General features: G+C 57.3%; 28 protein-coding genes and 1 pseudogene. 14 read left to right on the forward strand and 15 right to left on the reverse strand.

Annotation, left to right across the window (positions count from 1 at the left end; translation table 11 throughout):
* Positions 1-32 precede the first annotated feature (32 nt).
* Both bfr and QYQ93_RS06680 read right to left on the reverse strand, forming a co-directional pair.
* The gene (gene bfr, locus QYQ93_RS06675) at positions 33-503 is read right to left on the reverse strand and encodes a bacterioferritin (protein WP_338476583.1); all 471 of its coding nucleotides are present in this window, start codon (positions 501-503) and stop codon (positions 33-35) included.
* A 200-nt stretch (positions 504-703) separates the two neighbouring features.
* A complete protein-coding gene (locus QYQ93_RS06680) occupies positions 704-922 on the reverse strand; it encodes a bacterioferritin-associated ferredoxin (RefSeq protein ID WP_017526354.1) in 219 nt (72 codons plus the stop codon).
* 243 nt (positions 923-1,165) lie between these two features.
* Between QYQ93_RS06680 and QYQ93_RS06685 the strand changes: the two genes are divergently transcribed.
* Positions 1,166-1,768, forward strand: a complete 603-nt coding sequence (locus tag QYQ93_RS06685) for a peroxiredoxin (RefSeq protein ID WP_003172097.1) — start codon at positions 1,166-1,168, stop codon at positions 1,766-1,768.
* 67 nt (positions 1,769-1,835) lie between these two features.
* Here QYQ93_RS06685 and rnt read toward each other — a convergent pair whose 3' ends face one another.
* Both rnt and pyrC read right to left on the reverse strand, forming a co-directional pair.
* Complete coding sequence (gene rnt / locus QYQ93_RS06690) at positions 1,836-2,507, reverse strand: ribonuclease T (RefSeq protein ID WP_043048828.1); 672 nt, start codon at positions 2,505-2,507, stop codon at positions 1,836-1,838.
* Entirely contained in the window at positions 2,504-3,550 is a 1,047-nt protein-coding gene (pyrC, locus tag QYQ93_RS06695) for a dihydroorotase (protein WP_043048829.1), read from the reverse strand. Before pyrC ends, rnt begins: the two co-directional genes overlap by 4 nt.
* Before the next feature lie 156 nt (positions 3,551-3,706).
* Here pyrC and QYQ93_RS06700 point away from each other — a divergent pair, with 156 nt between their 5' ends.
* From QYQ93_RS06700 to QYQ93_RS06710, 3 genes are all read left to right on the forward strand, one after another.
* Complete coding sequence (locus QYQ93_RS06700; protein WP_338476584.1) at positions 3,707-4,615, forward strand: flagellar protein MotY; 909 nt, start codon at positions 3,707-3,709, stop codon at positions 4,613-4,615.
* A gap of 129 nt (positions 4,616-4,744) precedes the next feature.
* Positions 4,745-5,962, forward strand: coding sequence for an argininosuccinate synthase (locus tag QYQ93_RS06705; RefSeq protein WP_034118348.1), 1,218 nt, complete (start codon positions 4,745-4,747; stop codon positions 5,960-5,962).
* A 626-nt stretch (positions 5,963-6,588) separates the two neighbouring features.
* Positions 6,589-7,221 (forward strand): response regulator transcription factor, encoded by a 633-nt coding sequence (locus QYQ93_RS06710; protein ID WP_003188986.1) that lies wholly within the window; start codon positions 6,589-6,591, stop codon positions 7,219-7,221.
* 83 nt (positions 7,222-7,304) lie between these two features.
* Here the strand turns inward: QYQ93_RS06710 and QYQ93_RS06715 are convergent, their stop codons facing one another.
* The 4 genes from QYQ93_RS06715 to metG all read right to left on the reverse strand — a co-directional run bounded on the left by QYQ93_RS06715 (position 7,305) and on the right by metG (position 11,650).
* Complete coding sequence (locus tag QYQ93_RS06715) at positions 7,305-7,487, reverse strand: PA3496 family putative envelope integrity protein (protein ID WP_043048831.1); 183 nt, start codon at positions 7,485-7,487, stop codon at positions 7,305-7,307.
* 107 nt (positions 7,488-7,594) lie between these two features.
* Positions 7,595-8,233: an endonuclease III gene (gene nth / locus QYQ93_RS06720; protein WP_338476585.1), complete on the reverse strand. Its 639-nt coding sequence runs from the start codon at positions 8,231-8,233 to the stop codon at positions 7,595-7,597.
* A 108-nt stretch (positions 8,234-8,341) separates the two neighbouring features.
* Complete coding sequence (gene rsxB / locus QYQ93_RS06725) at positions 8,342-9,511, reverse strand: electron transport complex subunit RsxB (protein WP_338476586.1); 1,170 nt, start codon at positions 9,509-9,511, stop codon at positions 8,342-8,344.
* 87 nt (positions 9,512-9,598) lie between these two features.
* Positions 9,599-11,650 carry a methionine--tRNA ligase gene (gene metG / locus QYQ93_RS06730; protein WP_124411635.1) on the reverse strand — a complete coding sequence of 684 codons (2,052 nt, stop codon included), beginning with the start codon at positions 11,648-11,650 and terminating at the stop codon, positions 9,599-9,601.
* 172 nt (positions 11,651-11,822) lie between these two features.
* Here metG and apbC point away from each other — a divergent pair, with 172 nt between their 5' ends.
* A complete protein-coding gene (gene apbC / locus QYQ93_RS06735) occupies positions 11,823-12,917 on the forward strand; it encodes an iron-sulfur cluster carrier protein ApbC (RefSeq protein WP_043048835.1) in 1,095 nt (364 codons plus the stop codon).
* 661 nt (positions 12,918-13,578) lie between these two features.
* Here the strand turns inward: apbC and fdxA (QYQ93_RS06740) are convergent.
* The 4 genes and pseudogenes from fdxA (QYQ93_RS06740) to fdxA (QYQ93_RS06755) all read right to left on the reverse strand — a co-directional run bounded on the left by fdxA (QYQ93_RS06740) (position 13,579) and on the right by fdxA (QYQ93_RS06755) (position 17,472).
* Positions 13,579-13,902: a ferredoxin FdxA gene (gene fdxA, locus QYQ93_RS06740; protein ID WP_043048836.1), complete on the reverse strand. Its 324-nt coding sequence runs from the start codon at positions 13,900-13,902 to the stop codon at positions 13,579-13,581.
* 142 nt (positions 13,903-14,044) lie between these two features.
* Positions 14,045-16,636, reverse strand: coding sequence for a DNA mismatch repair protein MutS (gene mutS, locus QYQ93_RS06745; RefSeq protein WP_043048909.1), 2,592 nt, complete (start codon positions 16,634-16,636; stop codon positions 14,045-14,047).
* A gap of 213 nt (positions 16,637-16,849) precedes the next feature.
* Positions 16,850-16,978: pseudogene (locus tag QYQ93_RS06750) on the reverse strand (DUF3077 domain-containing protein); the annotation flags it as partial.
* Between the two features lie 170 nt (positions 16,979-17,148).
* Positions 17,149-17,472 (reverse strand): ferredoxin FdxA, encoded by a 324-nt coding sequence (gene fdxA / locus QYQ93_RS06755; protein ID WP_080889058.1) that lies wholly within the window; start codon positions 17,470-17,472, stop codon positions 17,149-17,151.
* Between the two features lie 221 nt (positions 17,473-17,693).
* Here fdxA (QYQ93_RS06755) and QYQ93_RS28525 point away from each other — a divergent pair, with 221 nt between their 5' ends.
* Positions 17,694-17,825: a phage head-tail joining protein gene (locus tag QYQ93_RS28525; protein ID WP_419178675.1), complete on the forward strand. Its 132-nt coding sequence runs from the start codon at positions 17,694-17,696 to the stop codon at positions 17,823-17,825.
* A gap of 441 nt (positions 17,826-18,266) precedes the next feature.
* On the opposite strand, the gene QYQ93_RS06760 is transcribed toward QYQ93_RS28525, so the two are convergent.
* The 3 genes from QYQ93_RS06760 to QYQ93_RS06770 form a co-directional block, all read right to left on the reverse strand.
* Complete coding sequence (locus QYQ93_RS06760; RefSeq protein ID WP_338476588.1) at positions 18,267-18,944, reverse strand: hypothetical protein; 678 nt, start codon at positions 18,942-18,944, stop codon at positions 18,267-18,269.
* 84 nt (positions 18,945-19,028) lie between these two features.
* On the reverse strand, positions 19,029-19,400 hold the full coding sequence (locus QYQ93_RS06765; protein ID WP_043048839.1) for a hypothetical protein: 372 nt from the start codon (positions 19,398-19,400) through the stop codon (positions 19,029-19,031).
* On the reverse strand, positions 19,393-19,881 hold the full coding sequence (locus tag QYQ93_RS06770; protein WP_043048841.1) for a Panacea domain-containing protein: 489 nt from the start codon (positions 19,879-19,881) through the stop codon (positions 19,393-19,395). The genes QYQ93_RS06765 and QYQ93_RS06770 overlap by 8 nt, the downstream gene beginning before the upstream one ends.
* 234 nt (positions 19,882-20,115) lie before the next feature.
* Here QYQ93_RS06770 and QYQ93_RS06775 point away from each other — a divergent pair, with 234 nt between their 5' ends.
* The 8 genes from QYQ93_RS06775 (at position 20,116) to QYQ93_RS06810 (ending at position 25,438) form a co-directional block, all read left to right on the forward strand.
* Complete coding sequence (locus tag QYQ93_RS06775) at positions 20,116-20,859, forward strand: LexA family transcriptional regulator (protein ID WP_172833446.1); 744 nt, start codon at positions 20,116-20,118, stop codon at positions 20,857-20,859.
* Between the two features lie 590 nt (positions 20,860-21,449).
* A complete protein-coding gene (locus QYQ93_RS06780; protein WP_043048845.1) occupies positions 21,450-21,788 on the forward strand; it encodes a phage holin family protein in 339 nt (112 codons plus the stop codon).
* Positions 21,789-21,811: 23 nt separating this feature from the next.
* Positions 21,812-22,327: a hypothetical protein gene (locus QYQ93_RS06785; protein ID WP_338476590.1), complete on the forward strand. Its 516-nt coding sequence runs from the start codon at positions 21,812-21,814 to the stop codon at positions 22,325-22,327.
* Between the two features lie 3 nt (positions 22,328-22,330).
* The gene (locus QYQ93_RS06790) at positions 22,331-22,942 is read left to right on the forward strand and encodes a phage baseplate assembly protein V (RefSeq protein WP_043048847.1); all 612 of its coding nucleotides are present in this window, start codon (positions 22,331-22,333) and stop codon (positions 22,940-22,942) included.
* A 9-nt stretch (positions 22,943-22,951) separates the two neighbouring features.
* Positions 22,952-23,284, forward strand: coding sequence for a phage baseplate protein (locus QYQ93_RS06795; RefSeq protein ID WP_043048848.1), 333 nt, complete (start codon positions 22,952-22,954; stop codon positions 23,282-23,284).
* The gene (locus tag QYQ93_RS06800) at positions 23,281-24,276 is read left to right on the forward strand and encodes a baseplate J/gp47 family protein (protein ID WP_338476591.1); all 996 of its coding nucleotides are present in this window, start codon (positions 23,281-23,283) and stop codon (positions 24,274-24,276) included. The genes QYQ93_RS06795 and QYQ93_RS06800 overlap by 4 nt, the downstream gene beginning before the upstream one ends.
* Entirely contained in the window at positions 24,273-24,911 is a 639-nt protein-coding gene (locus tag QYQ93_RS06805) for a phage tail protein I (protein ID WP_338476592.1), read from the forward strand. The genes QYQ93_RS06800 and QYQ93_RS06805 overlap by 4 nt, the downstream gene beginning before the upstream one ends.
* Positions 24,908-25,438, forward strand: coding sequence for a tail fiber protein (locus QYQ93_RS06810; protein ID WP_043048852.1), 531 nt, complete (start codon positions 24,908-24,910; stop codon positions 25,436-25,438). The genes QYQ93_RS06805 and QYQ93_RS06810 overlap by 4 nt, the downstream gene beginning before the upstream one ends.
* The last annotated feature ends 32 nt before the right edge of the window (positions 25,439-25,470 follow it).

Raw genomic sequence — 25,470 nt, forward strand, 5'->3', positions numbered from 1 at the left:
ATACGAGAGCGGGGCTTTTTTGTACCTAGGGGTTATTCACTCATCTGCGATTGCAGGTAGTTCTCCAGGCTGACCTTGTCGATCAGGCCCAGCTGGGTTTCCAGCCAATCGATATGCTCTTCCTGGTCTTCCAGGATGTCTTCCAGCAGTTCACGGCTGCCGAAGTCGCCCTTGGTTTCGCAATGGGCGATGGCGGCCTTGAGGTCGCTATGGCTCTTGCGCTCAAAGCCCAGGTCGCTGCTGAGCATTTCCTGGGTATGCTCGCCGATGTTCAGCTTGCCCAGGTCCTGCACGTTCGGCAGGCCTTCCAGGAACAGGATGCGCTTGATCAGCGCGTCGGCGTCCTTCATGGCCTTGATCGATTCTTTGTATTCACGCTTGCCAAGCTTTTCCAGGCCCCAATCGTCGTACATGCGTGCATGCAGAAAGTACTGATTGATCGCGACCAGTTCATTGGCAAGGATTTTGTTGAGTTGCTGGATGACTGAGATGTCGCCTTTCATGACTGGGGTCCTGCCCTGTAATAGCTGTGTATAGGGCAGAGTCTGAGCGGTGGAAATCCTAGTGTCAAACCTAAGTTATTGAATAATAAATGAAAATTAATCGGAATAAGAATGTTTGTGTTCCGCGTCTTGGCGCTAACTGATTGAATTACAGACATAAAAAAACCGAACACTAGGTCCGGTTCTTTAAAACAGCCATTTCAGGCGTGTGTAAATTCTGTCGAGTAGGGGAGCGCGGCCTGGGCTGTTTGCAGCTGCGTCAGGGTTTCCCGTACCACTTGCTTGGCGAGGCACGCACATTTACCACACTGGCTGGCAACGCCGGTGGTTTCACGCACTTCTTTGTAGCTGCAGCAACCTTCGTAGATTGCTTCGCGGATTTGTCCGTCGGTGACGCCAGTGCAGAGGCAGACATACATAAGGGAGAACCGTCGCGGGTTTAAGGCTTAAGTGCGATGGATCTTAATGTTAACGAGAATGATTGTCAAAATACTTTCATCGACAATCCGCAGAGCATTGCCCATGCGCTGACGAACGGTTTTTTCAGTGTATGATGGTCGGTCTTCACGAAGCGTGATTGGGTCATGTTTCTGTCAGATTCCACGGGCAGACTCGACCGGTCCTTTTGCTTCAATCGTCATCCCTACATCAGGAGATATCCAATGAGCGTACTCGTCGGTAAACAAGCCCCGGATTTCGACGTCCCCGCCGTCCTCGGCAATGGCGAAATCGTTGACAGCTTCAAACTGTCTGAAGCCATCAAAGGCAAATACGGCCTGGTGTTCTTCTACCCGCTGGACTTCACCTTCGTCTGCCCTTCAGAGCTGATCGCCCTGGATCACCGCATGGACGATTTCAAGGCGCGCAACGTTGAAGTGGTGGCTGTTTCCATCGACTCCCACTTCACTCACAACGCCTGGCGCAACACTGCCATCAATGATGGTGGCATTGGCAAAGTCAAATACACCATGGCTGCCGATATGAAGCACGACATCGCCAAGGCCTACGACGTTGAGTCCGAAGGCGGCGTAGCCTTCCGTGGCGCGTTCCTGATTGACGACAAGGGCGTAGTGCGCTCGCAGATCATCAACGATCTGCCGCTGGGTCGTAACATGGAAGAGCTGATTCGTTTGGTCGACGCCCTGCAATTCCACGAAGAGCACGGCGAAGTCTGCCCAGCCAACTGGAAAAAAGGCGACAAGGGCATGAACGCCTCGCCAGAAGGTGTTGCTGCTTACCTGACCGAGAACGCCGGCAAGCTGTAAGCGCCAGTTTCACGGTACAAAAAAACCGGCCTGAGAGGGCCGGTTTTTTTATGTGCAGGGTTCAACTTCAATCGTTGAAGTCTTCCCAGCCGCCCATCTGCTTCCAGCGATTGACGATGCCGCAGAACAGCTCGGCAGTCTTCTCGGTATCGTAGCGGGCCGAGTGAGCCTCACGGCCGTCGAAGTCGATACCGGCGGCCTGACAGGCTTTGGCCAACACGGTCTGGCCATACGCCAGACCGGCAAGGGTGGCGGTGTCGAAGCTGGAGAACGGGTGAAAAGGATTGCGCTTCATGTCCAGTCGCGCCACGGCAGCATTCAGAAAGCCCAGGTCGAAGCTGCTGTTGTGGCCCACCAGGATCGCGCGTTTGCAGCCATTGGCCTTCAACGCTTTGCGCACACCACGGAAGATATCAGTCAACGCCGCTTCTTCGCTCACCGCCATGCGCAGCGGGTGGTCGAGCTTGATGCCGGTAAACTCCAGGGCTGCCGCTTCGATATTGGCGCCTTCGAATGGCTCGACGCGGAAGAAGTGGGTATGTTCCGGGAACACAAAACCGTGTTCATCCATGCCGATAGTGGTAGCGGCGATTTCCAACAAGGCGTCGGTCGCGCAATTGAAACCACCGGTTTCTACGTCGATGACAACTGGCAGATAGCCGCGAAACCGCTCGGCCATCGGGTGACGGGAACCCCCGCCACTGTGCTCTTGTTCGTCGTCGTAATGGTCTTCACTCACTTGCTTTCCTCCAGCAGGCGCCAGCGCAGTGTTTCACCGGCGCGCAGCGGGATAACGGTCAGCTCGCCGAATGGCAGGCTGGCAGGGGCGGTCCAGTCTTCACGAACCAGGGTGATGCGGTCGGTATTTGCCGGCAGGCCGTAGAAACGCGGGCCATTGAGGCTGGCGAAACCTTCGAGCTTATCCAAGGCATTACGTTGTTCGAACGCCTCGGCATACAACTCGATGGCGGCAAACGCGGTGTAGCAACCGGCGCACCCGCACGCGGCTTCCTTGGCGTGCTGTGCGTGGGGAGCGGAGTCGGTGCCGAGGAAGAACTTGGGGCTGCCGCTGGTGGCGGCATCCAGCAAAGCCACTTGGTGGGTATTGCGCTTGAGAATCGGCAGGCAATAGAAATGCGGCCGGATCCCGCCCACCAGCATGTGGTTGCGGTTGTAGAGCAGGTGATGGGCAGTGATGGTCGCGCCAACGTTGGCCGAGGCCTCGGTGACGAACTGCACGGCGTCGGCGGTGGTGATGTGTTCGAACACTACCTTGAGCGTCGGGAAAAGCTCGACCAGACGACGCATATGCTCGTCGATGAAGATTTTCTCGCGATCGAACACATCCACATCGCCACGGGTGACTTCCCCGTGGATCAACAATGGCATGCCGACGTCGGCCATGGCTTCAATGGCTGGCATGATCTTGTCGATGCTGGTCACGCCGGAATCGGAGTTGGTAGTCGCGCCGGCCGGGTACAGCTTGGCGGCGTGTACGAAGCCGCTGGCCTTGGCCTGACGAATTTCGTCAGGCTGGGTGCGGTCGGTCAGGTAGAGCACCATCAACGGTTCAAAGCGGCTGCCGGCCGGTCGTGCAGCGAGGATGCGCTGGCGATAGGCGTCGGCTTCTGCGGCATTGCGGACCGGAGGTACCAAGTTAGGCATGATGATGGCACGGCCAAACGTGCGCGCCACATCGGCCACGGTTTGGGGTAACGCAGCACCATCGCGAAGATGAATATGCCAGTCGTCGGGACGCAGCAGGGTCAGGCGGTCGGACATTGGGGATTCCAGGCGGGTCAATCTGGTGGGAATGCTACCGGAAAAGACTCTTGCAGGCACTCGCTATCAAGTTTTGCCGGATGCGACCGATATCCCCGGGTATGCCTTAACGATGTATGACGCTTTGAAGTGTTGTAGAAACCAGTGGAGCCTCCCGTGCGCCAGCATTACCTAGCCCTGCTCAGTGTGTTCGCCAGCCTGCCTGCAATGGCCCTCACGTTCCAGACCCGCCTGGAGAATATTGAGTGGAAGGTAGAGGGTGACCAGTTCGAGTGCCGCCTGACCCAGCCGATCACTGATTTCGGCTCCGGCGAATTCGTGCGCCGCGCCGGTGAACAGGCGACGTTTCGCTTGAAGGCCTATAACGGTTCGTTCGGCGCAGGCTCGGCGACTTTGTTGGCTGCTGCTGCGCCCTGGCAGCCGGGTCGAGGGGATATCAATCTCGGCGCCGTACGTGTCGGCAGTGGTGACGTATTGTTCAACAGCTCCCAGGCCCAGGCCGGGCGTCTGTTCACCGGGCTGCTCGAAGGGCGTAGCCCGACCGTACGGCATTACGGGCGTGAGGACGGTTATTCGGAAATTCGCCTGCTGCCGGTGAAGTTCAACAAGGCCTACAACGACTATCAGTTGTGCACCACCAAGCTGCTGCCAATGAATTATGACCAGGTCAAACAGACTGAAATCGGCTTTCCTGGTGGCGGCATCGAACTGGACGCGGCTGCCAAGAAGAAGCTGTCGGTGATTCTTGCATTCATGAAAGCCGACCCTACGGTCAATCACGTCGAGTTGAACGGCCATTCGGATAACAGTGGCAACCGACTGACCAATCGCGATGTCTCGCGCCGGCGCGCCTTGGCGGTGATGGACTATTTCAAGGCCAACGGCATCGCAGAATCGCAGATAACCCTGCGGTTCCATGGCGAAAGCTATCCTTTGGCGCCCAACACCAATGCGGCCAACCGCGCCCGCAACCGTCGTGTGAATATCCAGCTCGAGCGGGTAGCGGCCCCCGAGAAACCGGCATCCCAGGCCACTGCGCCGAGCAATCCTGCAGCCACATCATAAGGTGCGACTATCGGTCGCCTACTCAACATAATCTGTCGCTTTATCTTCATTTGCTGTCGCGCCCCTGTAATTTCACGGTTTTGATCGGTAGAATCGTCGCCTTTCCGTACAACCCCGTGGAGTGATGGCATGGCCGACGTAAACAAGGTCGTTCTCGCGTATTCCGGCGGCCTGGACACTTCGGTGATCCTCAAGTGGCTGCAGGATACTTATAACTGTGAAGTGGTGACCTTCACCGCTGACCTGGGTCAGGGCGAAGAGGTCGAACCTGCACGTGCCAAGGCGCAAGCCATGGGCGTGAAAGAGATCTACATTGACGACCTGCGCGAAGAGTTCGTCCGCGATTTCGTCTTCCCGATGTTTCGCGCCAACACTGTCTATGAAGGCGAGTACCTGCTGGGTACCTCCATCGCACGTCCGCTGATCGCCAAGCGTCTGATCGAGATCGCCAACGAAACCGGCGCCGACGCCATTTCCCATGGCGCCACCGGCAAGGGCAACGACCAGGTCCGTTTCGAACTGGGTGCCTACGCACTCAAACCAGGGGTCAAAGTGATTGCGCCGTGGCGGGAATGGGACCTGCTGTCCCGTGAAAAGCTGATGGACTACGCTGAAAAGCACGGCATTCCGATCGAACGCCATGGCAAGAAGAAGTCGCCGTACTCGATGGATGCCAACCTGCTGCACATTTCTTATGAAGGCGGTGTGCTGGAAGACACCTGGACCGAGCATGAAGAAGATATGTGGAAATGGACCGTCTCCCCGGAGAACGCTCCTGACAAGCCGCAATACCTGGAACTGACCTACCGTAACGGCGATATCGTGGCGCTGGACGGCGTTGAAATGACCCCGGCCACCGTACTGGCAACCTTGAACCGGATCGGCGGCCAGCACGGCATCGGGCGCCTGGACATCGTCGAGAACCGCTACGTCGGCATGAAGTCCCGTGGCTGCTACGAAACCCCAGGCGGCACCATCATGCTGCGCGCCCACCGCGCTATCGAGTCCATCACCCTGGACCGTGAAGTGGCCCACCTCAAAGACGAGCTGATGCCTAAATACGCCAGCCTGATCTACACCGGCTACTGGTGGAGCCCTGAGCGCTTGATGCTGCAACAGATGATCGACGCTTCCCAGGCTCACGTGAATGGCGTCGTACGCCTGAAGCTGTACAAGGGCAATGTGATTGTTACGGGCCGCAAGTCCGATGAGTCGCTGTTCGACTCCAACATCGCCACCTTCGAAGAAGACGGCGGGGCCTACAACCAGGCGGATGCGGCCGGCTTTATCAAGTTGAACGCACTGCGCATGCGTATTGCTGCCAACAAGGGCCGCTCGTTGTTCTGATTGTTAGACGTGTTGTGAAAGTGGCCCCTTGTTCAAGGGGCCATTTTTTTTGCCTGGATATTGGTAGGCAAGCGTTAAAGTGGGTGTTGATGTTTATTGGCGTTTAGCCTTTGTAAGTTTTTCCGCAACTTGCAAGGATGATTTCGGTTGTTGTCTTTTTATTTTTTGGGGTGAATCATTTTTTACATCTGAAGAGGAACTATTTCTGACAGAAAATTCACTCATATAAGTGCTGATGGTATGTGGATTGTTGAATTTTCTGTAGGAATTTTGAGTGTATGTAAATATGTTAAATGGAACTAGCGTAAATGGAGTGTGCGCGTCACTTTGCATGCGCCTTCGTGAGAAACAAGGGGCGTTTCCTGAAAGTCATGTGCGGTGCGTTTACCTTTTGTGGTTTGTGGCAAGGATATTTCACTCAAAATATGTATGTGCCGAGAAAGTTCTGAAAGGAAGCATAAAACCACACACCTCTAAGCTGGCGATTTTTTGTAGGCTAATTCCTATCTTCTTGTGGGTTGGGTCTCTGCCTACTGTTGCTCGGGGGTGAATGCTATGCCAACTAGTAATCGACTAGGCTATTGTGCTTGCTCTAAATAATTCGAACAGCGAAATTGGACTTTCTCATGAATAAAGTGCTGATCGTGGATGATCATCCCGTCATTCGTCTTGCTGTGCGCATGCTAATGGAGCGTCATGGTTATGAGGTCGTTGCCGAGACTGATAACGGTGTCGATGCATTGCAACTTGCACGGGAACATATGCCGGACATTGTCATACTGGATATAGGAATTCCCAAGCTCGATGGCCTGGAAGTAATTTGCCGGCTGGCTTCAACCAAGCAGGCTGTATCGTTCAAGGTGCTGGTGCTGACGTCACAGGCTCCCGGCCATTTTTCCATGCGCTGCATGCAGGCGGGGGCGGCGGGCTATGTGTGCAAGCAGCAGGATCTGACAGAGCTGTTGAGTGCCATCAAGGCGGTGCTTTCCGGCTACAGCTACTTCCCGAACCAGGCGCTGAACTCGGTGCGCTCAACCATGGGCAACGCCAGTGAAGCCGATATGGTCGAACGCCTGTCAGGTCGAGAGATGATGGTGCTGCAACAATTGGCCCGTGGCAAAACGAACAAGGAAATTGCCGACGGCATGTTCCTCAGCAATAAAACCGTCAGTACCTACAAGACTCGCCTACTACTCAAGCTCAATGCCCGCTCCCTGGTGGACCTGATCGAACTGGCCCAGCGCAACGGACTGGTCTAGGAGGGCATTGCACCGCTCATACACCCGTGTAACCGGCAGAAAAAAGCCTCCGTCAGGGAGGCTTCCGGTCGTTGACGCCTCGATCAGAAATCGAAGTCGTAATCGGCCAGCTGTTTTTGCAAGCGTCGCTCTTCCAGAAGATTGTCGATAGTGCGGCGTTTGCTCAAATTGGTCTTGGCCACCTCTGCCACAGGTGCCTCTCCCACGTCGTCGTCCGACTCAACGAGGTCGTCGTCCACTTCCAGTTGTTCTTTGCCAGTGCTCATAAGGTTAACTCCAGGCTAAGACTGCCGTTGGGGCTCCTTATAGCGATAATCCGCGGGTGGGTAAAAAAGATTTTTTCAATCGACTGATCAAGAAACCTAATGATTGCTCAATCGTCGGACGTCTTGTCCTTGTATTCACACAGGTCTTCGATACGACAGCTGCCGCAGCGTGGCTTGCGCGCCTGGCAAACGTAGCGCCCGTGCAGGATAAGCCAGTGGTGGGAGTCGAGTAGATACGGCTTGGGTACGAACTTCATCAGTTGTTTTTCCACCTCGACCACATTCTTCCCGCGTGCAATACCGGTTCGGTTACTGACGCGGAAAATGTGCGTGTCCACCGCCATGGTCAGTTGCCGGAATGCCGTATTGAGCACGACATTAGCCGTCTTACGCCCTACGCCCGGCAAGGCCTCAAGGGCTTCCCGCGTTTGGGGTACCTCGCCACCGTGCAACTCCAACAGCAGGCGGCATGTTTCGATCACGTTCTTGGCTTTGCTGTTGTACAGGCCAATGGTCTTGATATATTCGGACAAGCCTTCCACGCCGAGGGCATAGATCGCTGCGGGGGTATTCGCCACCGGGTACAACTTGGCCGTCGCCTTGTTGACGCCAACGTCGGTGGATTGGGCCGACAGGATCACCGCAATCAGTAATTCGAACGGCGAGGAGTAGGCCAGCTCGGTTTTGGGTTCCGGATTTTCTTCGTGAAACCTGCGGAAAATTTCCAGGCGTTTTGCGGCGTTCATGGGCAGAGCGATTCCTTGCGGGTGGTCTACGTCATTTAAAAAGCCCAGGCCTAAACCTGGCAGGTATCAATGTGATGGCGGCCATGTCGACTAGCAACCGCCCCTGACTCATTCTGAGCCTGGTCTATGGGCTTGCAGCTGCCGCTCTGCCTCGTCCAGCCTACGCCGTGCGGCGTTCAATTCATCTACAGATAGGGCCGGTTGGCGTTGTAACCTGCTGACATCTGCGCGAGCGTAGGCCAACGCGGTTTTCAACCGGCGCAGTTGGCTGTCGATAGGGCGTTTTTCTATACGCTGCAAAGACGGTCGCGGTTGCTCGGAGGCGGCTTCGGCTTCATGCAGGCTGTGCTCGGCGGCGGTCAGCGCGGCACTCAATATGGCCAGTTGCAGAGTGTCAGCACGTTGTTCCTGCGCCTTTTTCAATTCAGCGCGACGCGTGGCCAGTTGGATCTTGGCACGCTTGAGCGCTGGATCCTTGGATATTGCTATCGCTGGCGGGCTGTCAACCTCAAGCACAGCCAGTGCCTGCTCCGCGGCTTCGAAGTGCCGTTGCAGGACGATCAGTTGCGACTGCTGCTCAAAAGTCGGTGGATGGCCAAACGCCTTTAAGGATTTGTACAGCTGGGCGCGGCTCATCGCGACGGTGATCTTGGCTTTCTTGATTGCCGCATCCTGAACAACCTGACGGTCATCTACAGGTATCGCGTCCATCGGCGCCGAGCGCTTGGCCCGTGCCAGGCGTTCAGCGAGCTTGTGTTCTTCTTCCCGGTGCAGGCGCGCTTTGCGTTGTTCATAGCGCCTGCGTGCCCGATCACGCTTGAGGTCACGTTCATGGCGCTCGAGATCGTTGGCCGCCAGGCCACCCACTATTGGCATGACGCCGACCCCTGGGCGCATTTCAATACAGTCGACAGGGCAGGGTGCAACGCACAGGTCGCAACCGGTGCACTCGTCGATTATCACTGTATGCATCAATTTGGCGGCGCCAACGATCGCGTCTACCGGGCAAGCCTGGATGCACTTGGTGCAACCGATGCATTCGGCTTCGCGGATATAGGCGATCTGGGCCGGGGCTTCCCCGCGGCTGGTATCCAGGTCCAGCACCGGCACGCGTAGCAAGTGGGCGAGGCCGGCGATGGTCTCGTGCCCACCCGGCGGGCACTTGTTGATTGCCTCGCCTTCAGCGATGCCCTCGGCGTAAGGCTTGCACCCCGGGTGCCCGCACTTGCCGCATTGAGTCTGCGGTAGCAGCGCGTCGATACGTTGAATGAGGTTCATGCGTTGATCATAGCGTTGACGCCCGGCCCTGTGAGGTGGGCAAGCTGAAAAGCCCCGTCGCTGAAACGGCGGGGCATTTTACAGGATTTACTTGATACGTTGACCCGGCTTGGCGCCGCTGTCCGGGCTCAGCAGGTAGATTTCCTCGCCGCCGGGGCCGGCCGCCATCACCATGCCTTCGGAAATGCCAAACTTCATTTTCCGTGGCTTGAGGTTGGCGATCATCATGGTCAGGCGACCATCGAGCTTGGACGGGTCCGGATAAGCGCTCTTGATCCCGGAGAACACGTTGCGCTGTTCGTCACCGATGTCCAGCGTCAGGCGCAGCAACTTGTCGGCACCTTCCACGGCTTCGGCCTTGATAATCAACGCTACGCGCAGGTCCACGGCGGCAAAGGCGTCGAAATCGATTTCCGGGGAAATCGGGTCCTTGGCCAGCTCGCCATTGCCCGCAGGTGAGGATTGCCCGGTATCGGTCTGGCTGGCAATCAGGTCTTCTTTCGAAGCGTCGGTCATGGCTTGGACTTTCACCGGGTCGATACGGGTCATCAGCGGCTTGAACGCGTTCAACTGATGGTTGCTGAGCAACGTGGCATGGTCGGCCCAGGTCAAGGGAGCCACATTGAGGAACGCCTCGGCGTCGGCGGCCAATAATGGCAGCACCGGCTTGAGGAAGATCACCAGCTGGCGGAACAGGTTGACGCCAGTGGCGCAGATCGCCTGGACTTCAGCTTCCTTGCCTTCCTGCTTGTTCAGCGACCAGGGCGCTTTGTCGGCGATCCAGGCGTTGGCACGGTCGGCCAGGCCCATGATCTCGCGCATGGCGCGGGCAAAGTCACGGGCTTCATAGGCCTCGGCAATGCTTGGTGCGGCCGCCAGGAAGGCTTCAGTCAGTTCCGGCGCGGCGTTTTCCGCCACCATTACTCCGGCGTTGCCCTTGTGGATAAACCCGGCGCAACGGCTGGCAATGTTGACGACTTTGCCGACCAGGTCCGAGTTGACCTTCTGTACGAAATCTTCCAGGTTCAGGTCCAGGTCGTCGACACCACGGCCCAGCTTGGAGGCGTAGTAATAGCGCAGGTATTCCGGCGACAGGTGATCCAGGTAGGTGCGCGCCTTGATGAAGGTGCCGCGAGACTTGGACATCTTCTGGCCGTTGACCGTGAGGTAGCCGTGCACTGCGATGCCGGTTGGCTTGCGGTAGCCCGAGCCTTCGAGCATCGCCGGCCAGAACAGCGCGTGGAAGTTGACGATGTCCTTGCCGATGAAGTGGTACAGCTCGGCGGTGGAGTCCTTGGCCCAGAACGCGTCGAAGTCCAGCTCCGGCGTGCGGTCGCACAGGTTCTTGAAGCTGGCCATGTAGCCGATCGGCGCATCCAGCCACACATAGAAGTATTTGCCCGGCTCGTCCGGGATCTCGAAACCGAAGTAAGGCGCATCGCGGGAGATGTCCCACTGTTGCAGGCCAGCATCCAGCCACTCGGCGATCTTGTTGGCCACCGCGTCCTGCAGGGTGCCGCTGCGGGTCCAGGTTTGCAGCATCTGCTGGAAATCCGGGAGCTTGAAGAAGAAGTGCTGGGAATCCTTGAGCACCGGGGTGGCACCTGAAATGGCCGATTTCGGATTCTTCAGGTCAGTCGGCGCGTAGGTGGCACCGCACTTCTCGCAGTTGTCGCCATACTGATCTTCGGTGCCGCATTTCGGGCAGGTGCCCTTGATGAAACGGTCGGCCAGGAACATTTTCTTGTCCGGGTCGAAATACTGGGTGATCGAGCGCGTGGCAATGTGCCCGGCGTCACGCAAGCGCTTGTAGATCTGGCTCGACAGCTCGCGGTTTTCTTCGGAATGGGTCGAGTGGAAGTTGTCGAAGTCCACCAGGAACTCGGCAAAGTCGGCGCTGTGTTCAGCCTGCACGTTGGCGATCAGTTGTTCCGGGGTGATGCCTTCCTTTTCGGCGCGCAACATGATGGCCGAACCGTGGGCGTCGTCCGCGCAGACATAAATGCATTGATTGCCGCGATGCTTCTGGAAGCGCACCCACATATCGGTCTGGATGTACTCAAGCATATGGCCAAGATGGATGGAACCATTGGCATAGGGCAGGGCGCTGGTGACGAGGATCTTGCGTGGCTCGGACATGGGGCTCGGCTACTTGATGAAACGGAGGTCGGCCACTATAAAGCGCCGGGAAATTTATTTCACCCCGTGAGGCTGTTTCAGAATTTTCGGCCGCTTAGAAAGCATGCCGTTCGGCGGCCGGAACGGTTAGGATAGCCGCCTGTTTCAGTCAGTCTTTTTTCGGGAGTAGCCCATGAGCGCCGTCAATCGCGCAGCGGTGGAAGCCGTTCTTCGCCAGTACACCGACCCTTATTTGAACCAGGACCCGGTCAGTGCCGGTTGCGTACGTGCCATCGAGGTCCAGGGTGACCAGGTGTCGGTCCAACTGGAGCTGGGCTATGCCGCCGGCCTGTTCAAAAGCGGTTGGGCGCAGATGCTGCAAATGGGTATCGAGGGCCTGGACGGCGTGAGTTCGGCCAAGGTCGACATCCGGTGTGTAATCGCGCCGCACAAGGCTCAGGCGCAGATCCCAGGCTTGGCCAATGTCAAGAACGTGGTGGCGGTGGCCTCCGGCAAGGGCGGCGTGGGTAAATCCACCACCGCGGCCAACCTGGCCCTGGCCCTGGCCCGGGAAGGTGCACGGGTGGGCATTCTCGATGCCGATATCTATGGGCCGAGCCAAGGCGTGATGTTCGGTATCGCCGAAGGCACGCGGCCTAAGGTCAAGGACCAGAAATGGTTCGTGCCCATCGAGTCGCTGGGCGTGGAAGTGATGTCCATGGCCTTTCTTACCGATGACAACACACCGATGGTCTGGCGGGGGCCGATGGTCTCCGGTGCGTTGCTGCAACTGGTCACGCAGACGGCCTGGGGCGACCTCGACTACCTGGTGATCGACATGCCGCCAGGCACTGGTGACATCCAGCTCACCCTGGCGCAGAAAGTCCCGGTGGCGGGGGCGGTGATCGTTACCACGCCTCAGGACCTGGCGCTGCTGGACGCCAGGAAAGGCGTGGAGATGTTCCGCAAGGTCAATATTCCGGTGCTGGGCGTTGTGGAAAACATGGCGGTACACATCTGCTCCAACTGTGGTCATGCCGAGCATCTGTTTGGTGAGGGCGGTGGCGAGAAGCTTGCGACTCAATACGGTGTCGAACTGCTCGCCTCGTTGCCGCTGTCGATGGATATCCGCGAACAGGCCGATGGCGGCAAACCCACTGTAGCGGCCGAGCCCGATGGGCAGGTCGCGATGATCTATCAGGAACTGGCTCGTCATGTGGGCGCGCGCATTGTCCTACAAGAAGCGGCTGCCCCTGCGATGCCAACCATTACGGTCAGCGACGACTGATCCAGTCGACGGACAAAAGCCTCGACATTGTCGGTAATGCTGTTCAGTTAAGGCATTTTGTAGGAGCGAGCTTGCTCGCGAAAAACTCATAGGCGCCGCGTTCATTCAGGAAGCACGCGTTATCGTTGACGTTTTTCGCGAGCAAGCTCGCTCCTACAGAGGGCGGTATACGCTTAACTGAACGGCATTGCGACATTGTCGGGGCTTTTTTTCGCCCGCTCACAGGTCAAGGACGCTACTTCGCGCATTACCCAATTGGGCGTGTAAGCATTTGCTTACTTTCTCGTAAGTGTTTGGTTTTTTTGCTGGGTATGTACGTCTCAAATACGTGCGAGTTTTTTCTATCTAATTGAAATATAACAATTATTTATATTAATTTTGCTGTAAGCGCGTGTCAGTTCGCACGTTGGATCACGTTGAACTTCTCATTGAACCCTCTAAGATCAGTCCTGTGTCCACGGATTGACACGGCCATCAAGGAACGATGGTTTGAAGGAACGTCGCAGGATGCGATTCATCAGGATGATGAAAAGGAATAAAGGGACTAGGGAAAAATGTGGGCGGGTCATACCGCCCCTTTTTTCGTCTGCAGAAAAGTAAAACGCGTCCTTCAGAAACGCAAAAAGGCCCGCAAGGGGCCTTTTAGAGGGCGACGACGCTATCAGCGCTCGAGGTCTGCAATCTTACCTTTCTTGCCATCCCACTCCGCGGCATCGGGCAGCGGATCTTTCTTCTCAGTGATATTCGGCCAGATTCCCGCCAGCTCCACGTTCAACTGAATAAACTCCTGCATCTCCGCCGGGACTTCGTCCTCGGAGAAAATCGCGACGGCCGGGCATTCCGGCTCACACAGGGCGCAGTCAATGCACTCATCCGGGTGGATAACCAGGAAGTTCGGGCCTTCGTAGAAGCAGTCCACCGGACACACTTCTACGCAGTCGGTGTACTTGCACTTGATGCAGTTGTCGGTGACGACGAAGGTCATTTCTAATTTTCTCCTCAGGCGGCGGCAGCGAAACCCCTTCCGGCGGGGCTCGCGAGGTTTGGGAGCGATAGTCTGCAGGCCAGGCTAAAAGCCCACAGCATCCCAAACCGCGCGAGAGTCTACCAGCTTGCAAGCGTCTGCGTTATATCCGAGTCTTCAGTGCATATAACATTTCGAGCGCTTTACGCGGTGTCAAGTCATCCAGGTCAAGCTTGGACAACTCATCCAGTACCGGATGGGGCAGGCTGGCGAACAGATCGCTCTGGTGCGGCGCGGCGGGTTTCTTGCTGGCCTTGGCCGGGCTGGCGACCACCGTTTCATGGGGCAGGGCCGTGGTTTCCAGGCGGCTGAGGTGCTCACGGGCGCGGATGATCACGTCGTTCGGCACACCGGCCAGCTGCGCCACGGCCAGGCCGTAACTCTGGCTGGCTGGCCCTGGAAGCACGTGGTGCAGGAACACGATGCGCTCATTGTGCTCAGTGGCATTGAGGTGCACGTTGGCCACCAACGGTTCGCTTTCCGGCAACACCGTCAGTTCGAAGTAGTGGGTGGCAAACAGCGTATAGGCGCGCAAATGCGCCAGGCGCTCGGCCGCCGCCCAGGCCAGGGACAGGCCGTCGAAGGTGCTGGTGCCGCGGCCCACTTCATCCATCAGCACCAGGCTACGTTCGGTTGCGTTGTGCAGGATGTTGGCGGTCTCGCTCATTTCCACCATGAAGGTCGAACGGCCGCCGGCCAGGTCATCGCTGGAACCGATCCGCGTGAAGATGCGGTCTACCAGGGACAGCTCGCAGCTGGCTGCCGGCACAAAGCTGCCGATATGCGCCAACAGCACAATCAAGGCGGTCTGACGCATGTAGGTGGATTTACCGCCCATGTTCGGACCGGTGATCACCAACATGCGGGTATCGTCGTCCAGCGACAGGTCGTTGGCGACGAACGGCGTGGTCAATACCTGCTCCACCACTGGGTGTCGGCCCTGCACAATGCGCATGCAGGGCTCGCTGACAAATCGTGGACAGTTCAGGTCAAGGTTCAGCGCTCGTTCGGCGAGGTTGCTCAGTACATCCAGCTCCGCCAGGGCGGCGGCAGTGTCCTGCAATGGCGCCAGGCGGCTGATCAGGTCCTCGAGCAAGGCTTCGTAGAGCATCTTTTCCCGGGCCAGGGCGCGGCTCTTGGCCGACAGCGCCTTGTCCTCGAACTCTTTGAGCTCAGGGGTAATAAAACGCTCGGCGCCCTTGAGGGTCTGGCGGCGTTGATAGTCGATAGGCGCCGACTCGGCTTGCTTGCTCGGCAGCTCGATGAAGTAGCCGTGCACCCGGTTATAACCGACCTTAAGGTTCGCCAGGCCGGTGCGCGCTTTTTCGCGGGCTTCCAGATCAATAAGGAACTGCCCGGCGTTTTCGCTCAGGGATTGCAGCTCATCCAGCTCACTGTCGTAGCCGGTTTTCAACACGCCGCCATCACGGATGATCGCGGGCGGGTTGTCGATGATGGCTTTTTCCAGCAGTGCTGCGAGGTCCGGGTAAGTGCCGGCAGTCACCGCCAGCTGTTGCAGGTGCGGCGTGTCCAGTTCGGTCATCGCCACTTGCAACTGCGGCAGGGCACTCAAGGCATCACGCAGGCGCGCCAAGTCGCGGGGCCTCGCATTGCGCAGGCCGATCCGCGCCAGGATACGTTCGATATCGCCGATTTCTTTCAGTTGTGGCTGCAGCTTTTCAAAGCGATAGCCGTCCAGCAGGCAGGTAATAGACGTCTGACGCGCTTGCAGCACGGTCAAGTCCCGTAGCGGACGGTTCAGCCAACGGGTCAGCAAGCGGCTGCCCATGGCGGTCTGGCAACGGTCGACCACCGATTGCAGGGTGTTATCGCGCCCGCCGGCCAGGTTGGTGTCCAATTCCAGGTTGCGACGGCTGGCGCCATCGAGCACCACGGTATCGTCCAGACGCTCATGACGCAGGCTGCGCAAGTGCGGCAGGGCGGTGCGCTGGGTTTCCTTGGCGTAGCTGAGCAGGCAACCGGCGGCGCCGATGGCCAATGTCAGGGTTTCGCAGCCAAAGCCTTTAAGGTCTTGCACCGAGAACTGCTGGCACAGACTCTTCAGCGCCGAATCACGCTCGAAATCCCACGGCGCACGACGCTTGGTCCCACGACGCTTTTCGGCTGGCAAGTCCTTGGGCCAATCATCCGGGATCAACAACTCCACCGGATTGATACGTTCAAGTTCCGCGAGCAGGTTCTCCCAGCCCTTGATCTCCAGCACGCTGAAATTGCCGCTGGTGATATCCAGCACCGAGAGGCCGAACAGCCGTTCATCACCCAATACCGCAGCGATCAGGTTGTCGCGACGCTCATCCAGCAACGCCTCATCACTCACCGTGCCCGGGGTAATAATGCGCACCACCTGGCGTTCCACCGGCCCTTTGCTGGTGGCCGGGTCACCGATCTGTTCACAGATCACCACCGACTCGCCGAGCTTGACCAGCTTGACCAGGTAGCCTTCCAAGGAGTGATAAGGTATCCCACACATCGGAATCGACTGCCCCGCCGACTGCCCGCGCGCGGTCAGGGTGATGTCCAGCAGCTTGGCGGCCTTCTTCGCGTCTTCATAGAAGATCTCGTAGAAGTCGCCCATGCGATAGAACATCAACTGATCAGGGTGCTGGTTTTTCAGGCGCCAGTACTGCTGCATCATCGGGGTGTGGGAGGACAGGTCTGAAGTGTTTTTACTCATTGGGTAGTAGGCAAATTCGTTGAAAGTGATGGGGCAAAGGGGCGCTTGGCCCAGCATTTTTTGCGATGGCGGCAAGGTTAACACGCGAGGTCGGGGGGACGCAGGTCGCAAACGGGTAGGTAAAAAGCAAAAGCGGTGCCGCCCCGATATCATTCACTAAAGGGGCGGCGGCGCCAGAGGTTAGCGGTTACCCGCCTTTTCTATTTTCGCGGCTTACTGAGTATTAACCGGCGAATCCAACACCTTCACCACATCATCAACTACCGCCTTGACTATTTCCTGCAAGTAATGCGAAGCCCAGGCATAACGGTCCGTCTCCTTGGTCATCGGGTCAGAGTGAGCGTTGTCGACGATAACGAAAGAACTACGCCAGTATTGAACCGTCCGTCGCAACAGGTGCAGGCAGTTGTGGTTGCCGTGCCTGCACGCGCAAGTTCACTCTTACAGCGTCGTAGCTCCAGTAGCGGCGATCTTAATAGACGATAAGCAGACGAAAGGTGGGTTTCCTTATGTCAACGTATTAAATGTTGAAGTTTGTTATCCATATATACCCATCGATTGGCATCTGGATGTGCAGGTTTGTTTCTGGTGATTTTGGGCCAGTCCCTAGCTAATTCCGCATTGAGTTTTTTGAAATTTTCCATTCCAAGAGGTAGTGCGTCTTCGCGGAAAATAGCACCCGCTGCGCATTCTTGTACGCACGCAGCGCACTCAATGCATTCATCAGGATCTATTACTATAAAATTTTGACCCTCGTGAAAGCAATTTACCGGGCATACCATAACGCAGTCGGTATATTTGCAGTTTATACAGTTGTCAGTCACTACATAGGTCATCTTAAATCTCCTCACATATTGCGGAATTTTTTATTGGTGGTTTTTGTTGTGAGTGTTAGTTGGCATGATTTGTATAGAATCTGTAACTGTCGGAAATGACAGTTTTTTATGATTCTTAGCACTCTTTGTTATTCCCCCGGATTATTAGAAGCATTGTTCAACTCCCTTCACGCCAGAGCACCTCGAAGCCATTGAGCTCCATCGCACGCGCTGAAAAGACCGTGCTCTACAGCGACCGCACATTGGAATACCGCTCTACCGACGAATTGCTCAAGGCCCGCAACGAGATTCGTATGTCGCTTACAAACGCAGCCGGGCCGCGACCATGCGAGGTTCGGCTGATCAAGGATTGATCGCCTTACGGGCCTGTCAGGATTACGTAAAAGAAGTTTCTACATCGAAGTAAAAGGAGCGGCCGGGCAGGATGCGTCAACACCCAACCCGGCACCTTCCCCGCAGATCATTAAGGGAAATATCTGTCTAACACCACGCCATTTTTGCGCGGATTCTTGAGCCCTCAAGCATCCTATTCGATGCCTTGGTTTTAAACAGAAAATTGGCGTGGCCCTTGCGTTTCTTGGTCTGAGACCACTTCCAGCCCTTACTGCTGCATCGTCGGGGGTGTGAGAGGACGCAGTGTTTTCTCTCAGCGGGTAATAGGCAAATTTGTTGAAAGTGATGTGGCAAACGGGGCGCTTGGCTCAGCATTTTTTGCGATGACGGCAAGGCTGACACGCGAGGTCGGGGTGGGGGGCTCATGTCGCGCTAACCGTTCAGACAGCAACACCCCCAAGTCAGCGGTTTATAGCGCTGATCGGGGCCTCAGCGTTGTTTTTGCAGCCCGTCACTTGTGGATAAGGCAGGCAAACCAGCGTCATTTCATGCTTGGGTTCAAAGCCATGATCAATCATGCAGCGTTGCGCCTTGGCTGTGCGCCCGATGCTGGCGACGGCCAGGTTTGACCCCAGCGGTTTCGGGTATCCGCAGGCGTACATGACCGGCAGCGCTTCCTTATCGTTAGCCAGTTGCACCGAGAAGTGCGGTGATGCACCTATTTTTCGCCAGGTGATCTGCATACTCTCGTACCGGCCAGAGTCAGGTTTTATTGGATAAAAACCTTCATCATCGCCAAACGGCAGCGCTTCAAGCTCGGACAGACTCAGTGGACGACCTATTCTTTCTTCTACACAGGCCGGAACGTCCTTCATGATTTCACAGAATTTGAAATCGTCTTTACGGGTAAAACCGAGGCGCTGCATACACTGAAAATGGATCACTTCTTCGTTTATGGGGTAGCGAGTCAGTGAACCGCCTACAGGGTCGCCACATTCCGCCATCGCAGCCTTTACGCCATCGACTGTTGTGGACGTGCGCTGCCACTGTGTGAATTCGGCTGGCGGTGGACAACCAGTGAGCAAAAATATCGTTCCGAGCAGTGCAGGGATGGTGATGATCTGACTTTTGCGCAGCATATCTAATCCTTATTAAATTGGGATGGCTGCGCAGCCCAACGCAAGCTGGTCAAGAGTAGATGGTTGTATCGGGGAAGGAACAGATTATTTGGATTTACGCCCACTGGCCGGAAACAACCCTCTGATCACCCCAAGGAACGCCGCAAACAAATTGATTGAAGTCGCCGTAGTGATGGCAATCAATACATTGTCCGAGAACGGCGCTTTACCCGAGTAATACGTCGACCACCCATTCCACACCAGCAAGACCGCCCAGAAGATCACCCCGCAGGCAGCGAACCAAAACGCACGCCCCGCATATTTCTTGCGCAGTTGCCTTTCGGCCTTCTGGTCTTTGAGGTTCTGGCTTCTTTCATCGTCGGTGCCTATGGCTTGCTCGCCACCGGCTTGGGTGTCCTGGTCAGGCCCTGCTGCGGGGGGCAGGGTGAGTTCCAGGTTGTCGAGTTCTTCACTCACGGATGCGGCTCTTTGGGTGAATGAGTGTTGCCATGTCTTCCCAGTCGATGGCGGAACCGTCTGCGCCCTTGAGGGCCCAGGCTGTGCCCTCCTCGTGGGAAAGGTTGGACAGTTGGGTGCCGGACCATTTGCCGTATTTGTTAATGATCCGGTCAATCAAGCGGTGGGTGTAGGTATCGCTCTCAGGAACCCTCGGTGTCACGAAGACAATGTCTTCGGCGTCGGGCTTCAGGTTGCTGAGCAGCGATGTCACCGGGCGATTACCGTAGGATTTCAACTCATGGTAAAGCGACGGGATGACCGGGCCATATTGCCAGCGGGCGAAGTGGTCATCCATAAGGGGCTGGTCCCGTTCGCGCAAGTGCCAGGACTGCGTATAGAACAGCAGTTTCTGCAGCTTCATCGGGGTCAGGCCCGAAACCTTGCCTTCCTTCGCGCGTTCAATGAAGGCGTTAGCAACAGCTAGCGCTGAATAAGCCATGAGCACCTCCGTCGTTGCTGGCTAGGTGATTGACGAGTTTTATACATAGCCCCTGAATTGTCGATAAGCAAGGGACGCTGATATCCGTGGCATCTCGACATCAGCCCGCCCGCAAGAGTAGTGGGTAATTGACTGTTTGCATATACAGTATTTTGTTTCATGGTAAACAGAATTGGCTGTTTAATGCATAAATATGCAAATTAGCATTTGCCAACTCCGAAAACTCCCGTCACTATCCGCGTTATGCAAAAACGCAACGTTTCTATCGTCTTAAGAGAGCTGCTGGATCGCGACCGAATCTCCCCTACGGAGCTTCATCGGCGCACTGGCGTGCCTCAATCCACCCTGTCCCGGATCCTCAGCGGCAAGATCGTTGATCCGTCGGATAAACACATCTCGCGCATCGCCGAGTATTTTCGCGTGAGCACCGACCAACTGCGCGGGCGCGCTGCGGTGGGTGGGTTGCGCGATGACGGGCGCGACCCGATGCATTCGGAACTCAAGGATATAAGCCTGTGGGACGATGACACTCCCGTCAATGATGACGAGGTGTCGATCCCCTTTCTGCGCGAGGTTGAATTGGCTGCTGGATCAGGAAGATTCGTCATCGAGGAAAGCGAGAAGGCCAGCCTGCGGTTCGGCAAGCGCAGCCTGCGGCATAACGGCGTGCAGTTCGACCAGGCCAAGTGCGTGACGGTGCGCGGCAACAGCATGTTGCCGGTACTGCGCGACGGCGCCACGGTTGGGGTGAATGCCGGTAAGAGCGGTATCGGCGATATCGTCGATGGTGATCTGTATGCCATCAACCACAACGGCCAACTTCGGGTCAAACAGCTCTACCGCCTGCCTTCGGGAATCCGCCTGCGCAGTTTCAACCGTGATGAGCATCCGGATGAGGACTACAGTTTCCAGGATATCCAGGATGAGCAGATCAGCATCCTCGGGCATGTTTTCTGGTGGGGCATGTACGCCCGTTAACCTCCTCGCGTAAGACGAAACCCGCCCATGAGCGGGTTTTTTTTCGCCCGCAGAAAACCGCCAAACCCCAAGCCCGCAAGGCTTCGAATGCATCCGTGCATTTCCATAGCAAAAATAAATGCATTTGTGCATTGACTGCATATGCATACATGCATATTCTTCACCTCAAGCCAGCCAACAAGGCCTGGTGGAGGCGGCAAGGATGCTGCCAAGGAAGACAAGGAAGGCACGCAACATCGGCAAGGACGCTATCGAAGCGATGGCAGGGATGCCAGGCAACACCGGCAAGGATGCCGACGCTCTTTAGTTTCAACGCTTCAAAAACAGGCAGCGATGAACCGGCCTTGACGGTTCAGAGGGTTGGCAACTGACCCGGGTGTGCAGCGTAAAGCACCAGAAGCAGTTATCCGGCAGACAGGGATCGTGGTCGGAAAAACATTGAGGAAAGGACCGTACCGCGCCAGTAGCGCCGAAAGTTCGAGGACAGCATTACTGAAAAGCCCGGGCAACCGGGCTTTTTGGAATGCCTACCTATCGACGCATGTGTAAATGAAATATGGATTATTAATTGCTCAGCCAGGAGGCGTGACATGACAAATGAACAGCAAGCGTTAGCGGAAATGCCTATCTGGCTGGTGATCGTCTTGGCCGTGATCGGCGGGGTGTCGGGAGAAATGTGGCGCGCCGACAAAGAAGGCGCCCGTGGTTGGTCGTTGATCCGTCGTCTGGCGCTGCGCTCCGGGGCCTGCATGGTCTGCGGGGTTTCGGCGCTGATGCTGTGCTACGCGGCCGGCATGTCGATCTGGACCGCCGGCGCCATTGGTTGCCTCACCGCTATGGCCGGTGCTGATGTGGCCATCGGCCTTTATGAGCGGTGGGCGGCCAAGCGCATCGGGATCAACCAAGGCTCCGGCCAGGACCCGCAGTAATTGTTGCAAGGACGCTACTCAAAATGACGCTTATCGAAAAGCCATCCCAACTGCCCCAGGCCGTGGGCGCTGCGCTTCATGCAGCCTTCCCGGACCTCAAGGTCGGCAGCCATCAGGACTTCCAGGGCGACGCTGAAAAAACCGGTGTGCAGGTCACCGTCGAAGGCAATGGCCCGGGCATTCGCTCTCGCGAAGGGCGCAAGGCTCACGTGCTGAGCATTTCACTCAGGGCCATGGTCGCCCCCGGTGCATTGCCGTTCGATGCCTGCGACCTGGCCAGCCAACTCATGGACCTTGTGCTGGATAACCGTTGGAACCTGCCCCAGGCACAGTGCGATTTGCCCGCAAATATTGTTGCCGCTCCGGCTGTGCGCAGCACCCTTGATGCGGACTACGACACCTGGACGGTCTCCTTCACCCAAACCCTCTATCTGGGGCCGCCGTTGCTTGAAGATCCTACAGGCCAGCCGCTGTTTGCCTGCACCTGGGACGTCTCCAATATCGACGACCCGGCCCAATACAAACCACTGGCGGAGTAGCCCATGTTCGACGCGCTGTTACGCATGCAATTGGGACCGATCGTCGAACGCCTGGCGGAAATGGAAACCCAACTCGAAGACCTTTACCGCCGCGCTGAAAGCTTCTGCCGGATTGGCGTTTGCCAGCAGGTCGATGCTGCCAGCAATACCTGCAAGGTCAGCCACGGTGATTTGCTTACCCCGGCGATCCGCTTTTTCAACCCCAGTGCCGGTGCACAAACCGAAACCCGCATCCCTACGGTGGGTGAACAATGCCTGTTGCTTAACTACGGTGGCGGGGAGGGCGGCTTGCAGTCAGTGGCTCTGTTCGGCCTCAACAGTGATCGCTTTCCGCCGGTCTCCAGCGTTGCGACGCTGACCAGGCGTCGCCATCAAGACGGCACCCAAAGCGACTACGACGACGCCAGCCATACCTTTAACTGGGTCAACGGCCCCACCACGTTCAGCGGTTCGCGCGAACAGGTCGACGTCAAGATCGGTGCCACCCACCTGACCCTTAACGCCCAAGGCATCGTCTTGCAGGTCGGCGGCACCAGCCTGTTGCTGGATGCCGGCGGCGCGCACTTCAGCGGCCCGGTGGTAGACCATCAAGGACGACTCATCAGCCCCCGATAAGGACATCCCATGCTCGGAATCGAGAGGAACACCGGGGCAGCCGTCGATGACTGGCTGCAATTTGTGCAGCGCGCCACCCGAGCGCTGACCACCCCCGTGGGCACTCGGCAAAAGCGTCCGTTGTACGGCTCGCTGATCCCGCAGTTGCTAGGGCAAAACCTCGGTGATGACCTGCTGATCCTCGCCCAAAGCCACGCCGCCCAGGCGTTCTACAACACCCACAACGGCATCGACGATTTTGACCCCCAGGTCATTGTCGCCACCCGCCAAGGCGCCGGCCTGCTGCTGCGGTTTGCCGGCACCTGGAAAAACCGCCAACAATCCTTCGAGGTCGTGACATGAGCATGCTGATCCCCGGCCAGAACCAACTGGCGGAACCGGCCATCATCAAGGTGGATGAGTTCGAACCGTTGCTGGCTGAGTTCAAGGCGTTCGTCATCGACTACGTTGCCAGCCGTGCGCCGCAAAGCGCGGCCAAACTCAAGGTCAGCCTCGACAACGAAAGCGAACTGCTGACCCTGGCCCTGGAAGCGTTTTGCGTACGTCTGCAAACCCATGAGCGCAAATACAACGCCCGTATCAAGCAGATGCTCGCGTGGTGGGCCACCGGCAGCAACCTGGATGCGCGCCTGGCCGATATGGGCCTGGAACGCCAAGTGCTCGACCCTGGCGACTCGGCAGCTTTCCCGCCGGTGCCGCCCACCCTGGAAAGCGACGACGACGCTCGCCTGCGTTACTACCTGGCGCCCCATGCTCCGGCGGCCGGCTCGCGGATGCAGTATCGCCGCGAAGTCTTCACCCTTGGCGAGCGTCCGGCGGTGAAAGTGCAGAGCGCGACGCCGGGAGTGGTGAGCGTCACCTACACCTTCGATCCGGATGGTTATGCGGCCCAGGTCAAGGACGGCAACGCTCGGCGCACCGCACCGGGCGAAGTCATGGTTACGGTGCTTTCCAGGGACGGTGACGGCACTGCATCTGCCGATTTGCTTGACGGAGTACGTCGACATTTCGCACGGCCGGATGTCCGGCCGGAAACCGACCTTGTCACCGTTCAAGGTGCGCAGATTCAACCTTATAAAATTCGCGTTGTGGCCAAGATCAACGCCGGCCCGGACTCCGGGTTGACCCAAGTGGCCGCGCAGAAACTGTTGCAAGACTACGCAGAGTCCTGCCATCGCCTGGAAGGGCGGGTTGACCCCAGCTGGATCGACTACGCCATCCACAGCGCTGGCGCTGCGCAACTGCACATCCTGGAACCGTTGGTGCCGATTGTCAGCACCGCGTTCCAGGCCCCGTATTGCACGGGTGTCGAGGTGGAGGTGCGCACGCTATGAGTGAACCTAAAGCGAGTCTGTTGCCGGCCAACAGTTCACCGCTGGAAAAGGCTTTGGACCTGGGCTTCGGCACATTGCTTGAACGGGTCACACCGCCATTTCCGGCGCTGATGAATCCACTTCAAACTCCAAGCGAATTCCTCCCTTACCTGGCCGCCGACCGTGGCGTCAGCGAATGGGATGCCGAGGCCAGCGAGGCGGAAAAGCGCCTGACCGTGGCGTTGTCCTGGCAGATCCAACGCCAGGCCGGTACGCCCAAGGCGCTGAGCCATGCGGTGGAGTCATTGGGCTTTACCCCCAACATCAGCGCCTGGTACCAGCAACGTCCGCTCGGCGTGCCTTACACCTTCGACGTGCAGGCGATCATCGGGCGCAGTTGGTCCAGCGGCGATCACAACCGGCTGATCCGGCGTATCAACGCGGCGAAAAGTGAGCGCGATCAGGCGACGATTACCATCGTGCATGAGACCGAAGGCAAGCTCGCGCTCACGCAAGTGCTCGACGCGCCTTTAAGCGACGGCGAGTTCTATCTGAACGGCGCGTTGCCGGAATTGGCGCTGGTGGCTCGGTTAAACAGTGCCGGGGTTGCCCAGCACTACACCATTAACGACTACGACCTCAGGGCGCAGCCATGACAGATGAAATCACGCGCCTGGTGCGCTTCACCTCCAAGGGTTTGGATGAAGTGCTGCAGGCAAAGAACCAGGGCCTCAAAGGCGAAATCACCCACATCGGCGCCGGCACTGGCCGCTACAACCCTGACGGCAGCGAAGACGCCTTGCGTGACGAGCGCCAACGTGTGGCCATCGTCGATTACGAAGACCTGGGCGAGCGCCAGCTCAGGATGGCCGCGCTGTTTGATGGCGACGGTGAGTATGAGATTGGTGAGTTTGGGTTTTACCTCGCCAGTGGCACCTTGCTGGCGGTGTATTCCGTGGCGGGGAAGTTGCTGACGTATAAAGCGGCGGCGGCGCGGGTGCTGCAGAAGTTTACGCTGGATGTTTCGCCGTTGCCGGCGGATAGCGTGACGATTGTGGTGGGGAGTGAGAACTTGAATCTGTTGTTGGCAGAGGAAATCGCGATTATGGCGGCGGCTTCGGTTGGCAATATGTCCCGCCACGTTGATTTGATGTTTCGGGTTATGCATCTCGAAGCGAAGTAGTAGCACTGACAAAAGTGCTGGAAAGATTAACT

It is taken from the genome of Pseudomonas khavaziana (genome assembly GCF_036704165.1).
In the GTDB taxonomy this organism is placed as follows: Bacteria; Pseudomonadota; Gammaproteobacteria; order Pseudomonadales; family Pseudomonadaceae; genus Aquipseudomonas; species Aquipseudomonas khavaziana.

Excerpts from the sequence above, each read along its gene's own strand:
- nth (WP_338476585.1), bottom strand. The coding sequence starts at position 8,233 with ATGAACGCCGCAAAACGCCTGGAAATTTTCCGCAGGTTTCACGAAGAA.
- mutS (WP_043048909.1), bottom strand. The coding sequence starts at position 16,636 with ATGAGTAAAAACACTTCAGACCTGTCCTCCCACACCCCGATGATGCAG.
- bfr (WP_338476583.1), bottom strand. The coding sequence starts at position 503 with ATGAAAGGCGACATCTCAGTCATCCAGCAACTCAACAAAATCCTTGCC.
- QYQ93_RS06805 (WP_338476592.1), top strand. The coding sequence starts at position 24,273 with ATGAGTGAACCTAAAGCGAGTCTGTTGCCGGCCAACAGTTCACCGCTG.
- fdxA (WP_080889058.1), bottom strand. The coding sequence starts at position 17,472 with ATGACCTATGTAGTGACTGACAACTGTATAAACTGCAAATATACCGAC.
- fdxA (WP_043048836.1), bottom strand. The coding sequence starts at position 13,902 with ATGACCTTCGTCGTCACCGACAACTGCATCAAGTGCAAGTACACCGAC.
- rsxB (WP_338476586.1), bottom strand. The coding sequence starts at position 9,511 with ATGAACCTCATTCAACGTATCGACGCGCTGCTACCGCAGACTCAATGC.
- QYQ93_RS06800 (WP_338476591.1), top strand. The coding sequence starts at position 23,281 with ATGAGCATGCTGATCCCCGGCCAGAACCAACTGGCGGAACCGGCCATC.
- QYQ93_RS06785 (WP_338476590.1), top strand. The coding sequence starts at position 21,812 with ATGACGCTTATCGAAAAGCCATCCCAACTGCCCCAGGCCGTGGGCGCT.
- metG (WP_124411635.1), bottom strand. The coding sequence starts at position 11,650 with ATGTCCGAGCCACGCAAGATCCTCGTCACCAGCGCCCTGCCCTATGCC.
- pyrC (WP_043048829.1), bottom strand. The coding sequence starts at position 3,550 with ATGTCCGACCGCCTGACCCTGCTGCGTCCCGACGACTGGCATATTCAT.
- QYQ93_RS06680 (WP_017526354.1), bottom strand. The coding sequence starts at position 922 with ATGTATGTCTGCCTCTGCACTGGCGTCACCGACGGACAAATCCGCGAA.
- QYQ93_RS06770 (WP_043048841.1), bottom strand. The coding sequence starts at position 19,881 with ATGGCTTATTCAGCGCTAGCTGTTGCTAACGCCTTCATTGAACGCGCG.
- QYQ93_RS06780 (WP_043048845.1), top strand. The coding sequence starts at position 21,450 with ATGACAAATGAACAGCAAGCGTTAGCGGAAATGCCTATCTGGCTGGTG.
- QYQ93_RS06705 (WP_034118348.1), top strand. The coding sequence starts at position 4,745 with ATGGCCGACGTAAACAAGGTCGTTCTCGCGTATTCCGGCGGCCTGGAC.
- QYQ93_RS06715 (WP_043048831.1), bottom strand. The coding sequence starts at position 7,487 with ATGAGCACTGGCAAAGAACAACTGGAAGTGGACGACGACCTCGTTGAG.
- QYQ93_RS06790 (WP_043048847.1), top strand. The coding sequence starts at position 22,331 with ATGTTCGACGCGCTGTTACGCATGCAATTGGGACCGATCGTCGAACGC.
- QYQ93_RS06685 (WP_003172097.1), top strand. The coding sequence starts at position 1,166 with ATGAGCGTACTCGTCGGTAAACAAGCCCCGGATTTCGACGTCCCCGCC.
- QYQ93_RS06810 (WP_043048852.1), top strand. The coding sequence starts at position 24,908 with ATGACAGATGAAATCACGCGCCTGGTGCGCTTCACCTCCAAGGGTTTG.
- apbC (WP_043048835.1), top strand. The coding sequence starts at position 11,823 with ATGAGCGCCGTCAATCGCGCAGCGGTGGAAGCCGTTCTTCGCCAGTAC.
- QYQ93_RS06795 (WP_043048848.1), top strand. The coding sequence starts at position 22,952 with ATGCTCGGAATCGAGAGGAACACCGGGGCAGCCGTCGATGACTGGCTG.
- QYQ93_RS06760 (WP_338476588.1), bottom strand. The coding sequence starts at position 18,944 with ATGCTGCGCAAAAGTCAGATCATCACCATCCCTGCACTGCTCGGAACG.
- QYQ93_RS06710 (WP_003188986.1), top strand. The coding sequence starts at position 6,589 with ATGAATAAAGTGCTGATCGTGGATGATCATCCCGTCATTCGTCTTGCT.